This window comes from Lachnotalea sp. AF33-28, from assembly GCF_003477885.1.
GTDB lineage: Bacteria > Bacillota > Clostridia > Lachnospirales > Lachnospiraceae > AF33-28.
Genome location: NZ_QUEE01000008.1, coordinates 257727 through 267148 on the forward strand (window position 1 = coordinate 257727; position 9422 = coordinate 267148).

Genomic DNA, 9422 nt, shown 5'->3' on the forward strand with positions numbered 1-9422 from the left:
AGTTAAACATGAAAGAGCTGGAAAAGAATTATAATCCCCAGGAAATTGAAGACCGACTCTACCAGAAATGGCTGAATAATAAATACTTTGCAGCCAAGGTAGACAAAAAGAAGAAGCCCTTTACAATTGTGATGCCCCCGCCGAATATCACCGGTCAGCTGCATATGGGCCATGCGCTGGACAATACGATGCAGGATATCCTGATCCGCTATAAGAGGATGCAGGGATACAGCGCGCTGTGGCAGCCGGGCTGCGACCACGCGAGCATCGCTACGGAAGTAAAGATCATTGAGAAGCTTAGGAGTGAGGGCATCGACAAGGAAGCGCTTGGCCGGGAGAAATTCCTTGAGAGGGCCTGGCAGTGGAAAGAAGAGTACGGCGGCAGGATCGTGAGTCAGCTTAAAAAGATGGGTTCTTCCGCGGACTGGGACAGAGAACGTTTTACGATGGACGAGGGCTGTTCCGAAGCCGTAAAAGAAGTATTCATCCGCCTGTATGAGAAAGGCTATATCTACAAAGGTTCCAGAATAATCAACTGGTGTCCTGTCTGCCAGACATCCATCTCAGACGCTGAGGTGGAGCATGAGGAACAGGACGGATTTTTCTGGCATATCAATTATCCGATCGTGGGTGAGGATGGGTTTGTAGAGATTGCCACAACGAGGCCGGAGACACTGCTGGGGGATTCCGCTGTGGCGGTGAATCCGGAGGATGAACGCTATACGGGGCTGATCGGCAAGATGCTTGAGCTTCCCCTGACCGGCAGGCAGATACCGGTGATCGCCGATGCCTATGTGGATAAGGAGTTCGGAACCGGCTGCGTAAAGATCACCCCGGCCCATGATCCCAACGATTTTGAGGTAGGAAAGCGCCATGGCCTGCCGGAGATCAATATCTTAAACGATGATGCCACGATCAATGAAAAGGGCGGCAAATACCAGGGGATGGACCGCTATGAGGCAAGAAAGCAGATCGTTGCCGATTTAGAGGAGCTGGGCCTGCTGGTGAAGGTGGTTCCCCACAGCCATAACGTGGGAACCCATGACCGCTGCGGCACCACGGTGGAACCCATGGTAAAGCCGCAGTGGTTCGTGCGCATGGAAGAGATGGCCAAACCTGCCATCGAAGCGCTTAAGTCCGGCGAACTGAAATTTGTTCCCGCCAATTTCGAGAAAACCTATCTGCACTGGCTGGAAAATATCCGGGATTGGTGTATCTCCAGACAGCTTTGGTGGGGGCACAGGATACCTGCGTATTACTGCCGGGACTGCGGCGAGATGGTGGTGGCAAAGGAAGCCCCTCATACCTGTCCGAAATGCGGCGGGACCCATCTGGACCAGGACGAGGATACGCTGGATACCTGGTTCAGCTCAGCTCTCTGGCCGTTCTCCACACTCGGCTGGCCGGATAAGACCGAGGAGCTGGAATACTTTTATCCGACGGATGTGCTGGTAACCGGTTACGATATCATTCTCTTCTGGGTCATCAGGATGGTGTTCTCGGGCATAGAGCAGACCGGCAAATGTCCGTTCCATACGGTCTTAATCCATGGACTTGTAAGAGATTCTAAGGGCCGCAAGATGAGCAAGTCCCTGGGCAACGGCATCGATCCGCTGGAGGTGATCGATAAATACGGTGCGGACGCGCTTCGCATGACACTGATTACCGGCAACGCGCCGGGCAATGATATGCGCTTCTACTGGGAGAGAGTGGAGAACAGCCGCAACTTTGCAAATAAAGTATGGAACGCCTCCCGCTTCATTATGATGAACATGGAAAAGGCGGAAGATGCGAAGGCAGGGCTTGTGGATCTGACCGATGCGGACCGCTGGATCCTCTCCAAGGTGAATACCCTGGCTAAGGATGTGACGGAGAATCTGGATAAATATGAGCTGGGAATCGCTCTCCAGAAGATATACGATTTCATTTGGGAGGAATTCTGTGACTGGTATATAGAGATGGTGAAGCCCCGCCTTTACAATGAGGCGGATGCCTCCCATGCCGCGGCGCTGTGGACATTAAAGACAGTACTGATTCAGTCCCTGAAACTTCTGCATCCCTATATGCCTTTCCTGACAGAGGAAATTTTCTGCAATCTGCAGGATGAGGAAGAATCCATCATGATCTCCTCCTGGCCGGAGTATAAGGAAGAGTGGAATTTTGCGCAGGAGGAGAATGCGATCGAGACCATAAAAGAGGCTGTCCGCGGCATCCGCAATGTGCGCACATCCATGAATGTAGGGCCCAGCAAAAAGGCCAAAGTCTTTGTGGTTTCCGAAAACTCCGGGATACGCAGCATTTTTGAAAAGGGTAAAGTGTTCTTTGCATCGCTGGGCTATGCCAATGAGGTGGTGATCCAAAGCGGCAAAGAGGGGATTGCGGAGGATGCGGTGTCCGTTGTGACTGCGGATGCGGTGATCTATATGCCCTTTGCCGATCTGGTGGATATCGCCAAGGAAATCGAACGGCTTGAGAAAGAACAGAAGCGTCTGGAGGGAGAACTGAAGCGTGTGAACGGCATGCTCGGCAATGAGCGATTTGTGAGCAAGGCTCCGGCTGCCAAGCTGCAGGAAGAAAAGGATAAGCTGGAGAAATATACAAAGATGATGGAGCAGGTAGAGACAAGGCTTGCGCAGCTTAAGTAAAACGATCAGGGATGCCGCAGCGCGGCATCCCTGATCGATTGTTCTGCATATAAAGGAGATCCGTATGTTATCCATGTATGATTTAAAGAAAAAACTCACACAGCTTGACAGAAAAAGCTACGGCGCATACAAAGAACTGACAGGCAGCTATGATTTTAAGGACTATCTGCTCTTCATAGACCATGTGCAGGGGGATCCTTTCGCTGCCCCCTCAAGGCTTAGAATCTGCGTCCCGAAGTCAAAACATGGCTTTCCGGCCGGCCTCTTTGACAGCCGCTGTAAAAAATATGCTCTGGAAGACTGGCTGCTGCGCATATTCCGGCAAAATATCCTGAACGGAGAGCGGCGCAATATGGGGTCCGGCAAAAGCGGTGTCATCACAACCTGCCCCACCGGGCAGGAGGTCCTGGAACAGATTGCGGTGGTGTTCGGACCGGAAGGACTGGAGGCCAGATTTGAAGTGGGCTTTCCCGCCAGAGGAAGGAGCATACTGGCAGGAGAGCTGGATACAATCCTGTTTGACATCCTGCCGGAGATCGTCCGCCGGAGCTTTTATTATCAGAATCTTGACAGCGCGCAGATTCAAAAGCGGATGGAGCTGGCAGAGAATCAGCGGTATATCCGCGGGGAGCTTAAGAAGCGGGGGCTGGTCGCGTTTGTGGCGGACGGAGCTGTACTGCCCAGAGAGAGCGGTGTATCGGACCGGCCGATGAAAAAATGTGTGCCTTTTTCCTCTCCGGAGAGCATGAGGACGGTTATGGAAGTGCCGCACGGACAGCCGATTGTTGGCATGGCGGTGAAGAGGGGCGTTACGCTGATCGCAGGCGGAGGCTACCACGGCAAATCCACGCTTTTGCGGGCGCTGGAGTCCGGCGTTTACAATCACATCCTCGGTGACGGCAGAGAATATGTGATCACCGATGAAACTGCGTTGAAAGTTCGGGCGGAGGACGGCAGAAGCATCGCATGTGTGAATCTCTCGCCCTTTATCAACCATCTGCCGGGCGGACAGGATACCGCCGATTTTGTTTCGGAAAACGCCAGCGGAAGCACTTCACAGGCCGCGGACATCATAGAAGGAATTGAAGCGGGAACCGGGGTGTTTCTGATTGATGAGGATACCTCCGCCACCAATTTCATGATTCGCGATACGGTGATGGCAGAGCTGGTGGACGATGAGAAAGAGCCCATCACCCCCTTTATCCGCCGAATCCGTGGACTGTATCAGGATCTGGGCATCTCCTCGGTGATTGTGGTGGGCAGCTCCGGAGAATATCTGGCTGCGGCGGACTGCGTGCTCCAGCTGGAGAACTATCGCGTGAAGGACGTTACAAAAAAGGCGGCCATGATCTGCAGGAAATGGCAGATGGAAGGAAGATATGAGGGAGAATCCTTTCCCTCTTATAAATCGGTACGCAGAATTGTAAAAGGTCTTCCAACCGATAAATATGATGACTATAAGATCAAGGTGCAGGGAACGGACGGCCTGCTGATTAATAAAGAAACCGTAGACCTGCGCTGCCTGGAGCAGATTGCCGGATGCGGGCAGATGGCGTCGCTGGGCTATATGATGCGCTATGCGCAGAAACATGTGATTGACGGCAGAAAAACGGTTGTGGAAGTGGTAAACGAAGTGTTTGAAGTTATAGAGAAAAAGGGGCTTGCCGCCGTGGTCCCGCCGGGATATCATGCCGGGCAGCCGGCCATGGCGCGCCGCCAGGAGTTATTCGGGTGCTTAAACCGCTGCCGCGGATTGCGGTGGTCGGCACGTTAATAAAACTTTGCTGAAAAGAAACGATATGTTTTGTTAACGAATTGTTTAGAATACTGTAATGATTGACTGATTGACTTTAAACTTGGCAAAGATGTAAAATGAGTATTAACAATCTGGTGTGCCAGCACACGAATGCTGGCAGTGGAGGCTCGTTATGTCTAAAAAACTGCTTTTTATATTTAATCCCCTGTCGGGTAAAGGCCAGATAAAAAATCATTTGGTAAAAATTCTGGATGTCTTTGTGAAGTCCGGTTATCAGGTACAGGTGCATGTGACCCAGTGCAGGGAGGATGCCAGACGGGTGACGGAAAAAAGAGCGGCCAGGTTTGATCTGGTGGTTTGCTGCGGCGGTGACGGTACGATGAACGAAACCGTTTCCGGGCTGATGACCATACCGGAGGAGAAACGGCCGGTACTTGGTTATATCCCTGCCGGAACTACCAATGACTTTGCCAAAAGCCTGCGCCTGCCCAGAGAAATGGTGAAGGCAGCCGGAATCGCCGTCAGGGAAGAGGGACGTTTCACTGACATCGGCAAGCTTGGAGAACGCTTTTTTACCTATGTTGCAGGTTTCGGCGCGTTCATGGATGTGTCCTATCTGACGCCTCAGGATATGAAAAACGTGTTGGGGCACCCCGCATATATTATGGAAGGGATCAAACGTCTGCCGGAGTTAAAGCCCAACCACGTCCGCGTGGAATATGAGGGCCAGGTGCTGGAAGAGGAATTTTTACTGGGCATGGTGACGAATTCCATCAGTGTGGCCGGTTTTAAAGGTATCACCGGCAATTCCGTTGAACTGGATGACGGTCTGTTTGAGGTGGTTTTGATCCGAAATCCCAAGACACCGGTGGAGTTTACCGCAGTCCTCGGAGAGCTGATACAGAATGACAGTAAGAAACACGATTTTGTGTATCGATTCAAGACCGGCAGCATAAGATTTATATCAGAAAATCCACTTGATTTTGTGGTGGACGGAGAATATGGAGGCGGGCATACGGATATCACGGTTACAATTTGTGAGAAGGCTCTTCGGATCATCCGGAAATAGGCAGCTGACTGTGTCGGAAATTGGCCGTGCGCCGTCGTAAAATGTAGAAAAGGCTGGAAAATTGCAGGTTTTCTATTTACATCGTTTTGGGTTTGGTGTATAATAATATTTTGCAGGAATGTGACCTGGATTTATACACCGGATGGAGTATGTCCTGCTGCAGAAGTAAAGATGTATTTATACTTATTGAAGGGACGTTAAATGGTGGAAAAAGACAATTTCATGGAAAACCTGAAGAAGCTTGTCGAACTGGGTAAGAGCAAAAAAGGCGTGCTGGATATGAACGATATCAACGACTTCTTTGCCGGAGTGGAATTATCAGTGGAACAGCTGGAACACATTTACACCTACCTTGAGAACAACGGGATTGACGTTCTCAGAGTCATGGACGACGACCTCTCCATCGACGATAGCCTGGTGCTGGATACGGAAGACGAAGACTTCCCATTGGATGAGGATGTAGAAGAGGAGATCGACCTTGATTCCATTGATCTGCTGGATGGTATTGGTACGGAGGATCCGGTCCGTATGTATCTGAAGGAGATCGGTACAGTCCCCCTGCTGACGGCCGATGAGGAACTGGAACTCGCCAAACGCAAGGCGGAAGGCGATAAGGTTGCGAAAGAGCGCCTGATCGAGGCGAATCTAAGGCTGGTGGTCAGTATAGCGAAGCGTTATACCGGGCGCGGGATGAGTTTTCTGGATCTGGTTCAGGAAGGCAACCTGGGGCTGATCAAGGGTGTGGAGAAATTCGATTATACCAAAGGGTATAAGCTTTCTACTTACGCAACCTGGTGGATCAGACAGTCTGTTACCAGAGCCCTGGCAGATCAGGCCAGAACAATTCGTGTGCCGGTACATATGGTGGAAACCATTAATAAAATGTCTAAAATGCAGAGAAAGCTCACTCTGGAGCTGGGGTATGAGCCCAGCGTGACAGAGCTGGCGCAGGCTCTTGATATGTCGGAAGACAAGGTGATGGAAATCATGCAGATCGCCAGGGAACCGGCATCTTTGGAGACGCCGATCGGAGAGGAAGACGATTCCAATCTGGGCGATTTTGTTGCGGACAGCAATGCTGTGACACCGGAAGGCAATGTGGAATCTGTGATGCTTAGAGAACATATCGACACACTGCTGGAAGATTTAAAGGATAGAGAGCGGCAGGTAATCGTGCTGCGTTTTGGTCTGGAAGATGGACATCCCCGCACACTCGAAGAGGTGGGTAAGGAGTTCAATGTGACCAGAGAGCGCATCCGCCAGATCGAGGCGAAAGCGCTGCGTAAACTGCGCAACCCTGTCAGAAGCAAGAGAATCCGTGATTTCTTATAAGATCAAACAGTGATACTGATACCGGTGAAAGCGGCATCAAAACGGCTGGGAAGCTGCGCTTCGGTTGGAAAACAATCGGAGCGCAGCTTCGTTTTTAGAGGATATATTCATGCAAAATTATCAAAAGGAACTGGAAAAGCTGCTGGAGAAAATCACAAAAGAGGGGGGTGTCCCAACCCTGCTTCTTCATAGCTGCTGCGCTCCCTGCAGCAGCTATGTGCTGGAATATCTCTCCCAATATTTTAAAATCACCGTATTTTACTATAATCCCAATATTTATCCCGAAGAGGAATACCGCATGAGGGTGAAGGAACAGGAACGTTTTATCGGCCTGCTGAATACCCGGTATCCGGTGGCCTTTGCGGCAGGAAGGTATGAACCCCAGGAATTTTATTCGGCGGTGAAGGGATACGAGGCGATGCCGGAGGGAAGGGAGCGATGTTTTTTATGCTATGAGCTGCGCCTTAGAGAGGCGGCCGCCATGGCAAAAGCGCAGGGATTTGATTATTTTACCACGACCCTGTCTATAAGCCCGCTTAAAAATGCGGTGAAACTGGCAGAGATCGGCCTGAAACTGGCTAAGGAGTACGGCGTTTCTTATCTCCTCTCAGATTTTAAAAAGAAGGATGGCTATAAGCGGTCCGTGGAGCTGTCCGCAGAGTATGGCATGTACCGTCAGGATTATTGCGGCTGCATATACAGCAGACAGCAGCGCGAACAGGAGAAAAAAGAACGCGCTTTGAACGTATCGGAGGAATAATGCCGCATTGTTTGTAGGAAAAAACATGAAAAAGTGCGACATAGGCTTTACAGTCCTGGTAAAAAAGTATAAAATTAATAGAAGGGTTCTGATGTATAAAATATTCAGAAACGAGAAAAAATGAATAGCGATGTTCATAGGAGGAACTGTAATGAAAGTATTGGTTATTAACTGCGGAAGTTCATCACTGAAATACCAGCTGATTGATTCTGACAGCGAGGAAGTGCTGGCAAAAGGCCTGTGTGAGAGAATCGGAATTGACGGAAGGCTGACCCATAAGCCCACCGGCAAGGAAAAAGTAGAGATAAGCGCGGACATGCCTACCCATACGGCGGCGGTCAGCCTGGTGCTCAAAGAGCTGACTGACGAGAAAAACGGAGTGATCTCTTCCCTGGATGAGATCGGTGCGGTAGGTCACAGGATGGTACACGGCGGAGAAAAATTTGCCTGCTCCACAGTCCTGACAGATGAGGTGATCCGTGAGTTTGAGAAATGCTGTGAGCTTGCGCCGCTGCATAATCCCGCCAACCTGATCGGCTACAACGCCTGCAAGGAGCTGATGCCGAATGTTCCTATGGTAGGTGTGTTCGACACGGCGTTTCATCAGACGATGCCCAAGAAAGCATATCTGTATGGCCTTCCTTATGAATATTATGAGAAATACGGAATCAGACGTTATGGTTTCCACGGAACCAGCCACAGTTTTGTATCCAAGCGTGTGGCACAAATCCTGGGCAAAAAGCCTGAGGATCTGAAGGTGATTGTCTGCCATCTCGGCAACGGCGCCAGCGTATGTGCCGTTGACGGCGGCAAGTCCGTAGATACCAGCATGGGCTTTACTCCTCTGGAGGGCCTGATTATGGGAACCAGATGCGGCGATATCGATCCTGCGATTGTGGAGTTTATTGCGAACAAAGAGAATTTAAGCATCGGTGAGGTTTTAAATGTGCTCAACAAGAAGTCCGGTATCTTCGGTATATCCGGCGTTTCCAGCGATTTCAGGGATCTGGATACCGCTTCAGGAGAGGGCAATGAGCGCGCGAAGGTCGCAGTGGAAGCATTTTCCTATCATGTGGCCAAGTATGTCGGCGCATATGCTGCTGCCATGAACGGCGTGGATGTTGTGGCGTTCACAGCGGGCGCGGGCGAAAATGATGCGGTTGTCCGGGAGCAGGTATGCTCTTATCTCGGTTATCTGGGAATCAAGCTGGATAAGGAGAAAAACAACTGCCGCGGAGTGGAGCGCATCATCAGCACCGACGATTCAGAGCGGATTGCCATGATCGTGCCGACCAATGAGGAGCTTGCGATAGCAAGGGAAACTGTTGCGCTGCTGTAATGCGGCATGATATCTGATGTAAATGCGCGGATGGAGAAATCCCGCGCTGCTACATAGAAATAATTAATAAGGAGAAATGACCTATGTTAAGCAAGACATTGACAGTTGTAAATCCTTCCGGGCTGCATTTAAGACCGGCAGGCGTTCTTTCTAAGGAAGCGATGAAATTCAAATCCGATATCGTAATCAAATGTGGGGAGAAAACAGTGGTTGCGAAGAGCGTATTGAATGTAATGGCTGCAGGAATCAAATGCGGTTCTGAGATCGAACTGATCTGTGAGGGTGAAGACGAGCAGGCGGCTATGGATGCAATGTCCGCAGCGATTGAGAGCGGCCTGGGCGAGCTGTAACAAAAGGATATGGCCGCAGGGCCATAAAATCCGACTGAATGAAAAAACGGCAGAGATGAAAATCTCTGCCGTTTTTAGCGTGGTGCGCCTGGCGGCACACAGTAAAAATTGCTTATGCCAGGGAGTGTAAAATAAAGTGTGTAAGTTACCGGTAACCAAACTTACGCACTT

At 50.5% G+C, this 9422-nt stretch carries 7 protein-coding genes; all 7 read left to right on the plus strand.

Features of this window, described 5'->3' with window-relative positions; genetic code table 11:
* Positions 1 to 8: 8 nt before the first annotated feature.
* The 7 genes from DWZ56_RS13280 (at position 9) to DWZ56_RS13310 (ending at position 9251) form a co-directional block, all read left to right on the plus strand.
* Positions 9 to 2645: a valine--tRNA ligase gene (locus DWZ56_RS13280; RefSeq protein WP_118557128.1), complete on the plus strand. Its 2637-nt coding sequence runs from the start codon at positions 9 to 11 to the stop codon at positions 2643 to 2645.
* Positions 2646 to 2709: 64 nt separating this feature from the next.
* A complete protein-coding gene (locus tag DWZ56_RS13285) occupies positions 2710 to 4419 on the plus strand; it encodes an ABC-ATPase domain-containing protein (RefSeq protein WP_118557102.1) in 1710 nt (569 codons plus the stop codon).
* Positions 4420 to 4573: 154 nt separating this feature from the next.
* Positions 4574 to 5470 carry a diacylglycerol/lipid kinase family protein gene (locus tag DWZ56_RS13290; protein ID WP_118557103.1) on the plus strand — a complete coding sequence of 299 codons (897 nt, stop codon included), beginning with the start codon at positions 4574 to 4576 and terminating at the stop codon, positions 5468 to 5470.
* Positions 5471 to 5674: 204 nt separating this feature from the next.
* Positions 5675 to 6802: an RNA polymerase sigma factor RpoD gene (gene rpoD / locus DWZ56_RS13295; protein ID WP_118557129.1), complete on the plus strand. Its 1128-nt coding sequence runs from the start codon at positions 5675 to 5677 to the stop codon at positions 6800 to 6802.
* A 109-nt stretch (positions 6803 to 6911) separates the two neighbouring features.
* On the plus strand, positions 6912 to 7562 hold the full coding sequence (locus DWZ56_RS13300) for an epoxyqueuosine reductase QueH (protein ID WP_118557104.1): 651 nt from the start codon (positions 6912 to 6914) through the stop codon (positions 7560 to 7562).
* A gap of 151 nt (positions 7563 to 7713) precedes the next feature.
* Positions 7714 to 8901, plus strand: coding sequence for an acetate/propionate family kinase (locus DWZ56_RS13305; protein ID WP_118557105.1), 1188 nt, complete (start codon positions 7714 to 7716; stop codon positions 8899 to 8901).
* 83 nt (positions 8902 to 8984) lie between these two features.
* A complete protein-coding gene (locus tag DWZ56_RS13310) occupies positions 8985 to 9251 on the plus strand; it encodes an HPr family phosphocarrier protein (protein ID WP_118557106.1) in 267 nt (88 codons plus the stop codon).
* Positions 9252 to 9422: the final 171 nt, after the last annotated feature.

Bases quoted from the DNA above. Each gene is read 5' to 3' on its own strand.
- DWZ56_RS13300 (WP_118557104.1), top strand. From the start codon at position 6,912: ATGCAAAATTATCAAAAGGAACTGGAAAAGCTGCTGGAGAAAATCACA.
- DWZ56_RS13280 (WP_118557128.1), top strand. From the start codon at position 9: ATGAAAGAGCTGGAAAAGAATTATAATCCCCAGGAAATTGAAGACCGA.
- DWZ56_RS13305 (WP_118557105.1), top strand. From the start codon at position 7,714: ATGAAAGTATTGGTTATTAACTGCGGAAGTTCATCACTGAAATACCAG.
- DWZ56_RS13310 (WP_118557106.1), top strand. From the start codon at position 8,985: ATGTTAAGCAAGACATTGACAGTTGTAAATCCTTCCGGGCTGCATTTA.
- DWZ56_RS13285 (WP_118557102.1), top strand. From the start codon at position 2,710: ATGTTATCCATGTATGATTTAAAGAAAAAACTCACACAGCTTGACAGA.
- DWZ56_RS13290 (WP_118557103.1), top strand. From the start codon at position 4,574: ATGTCTAAAAAACTGCTTTTTATATTTAATCCCCTGTCGGGTAAAGGC.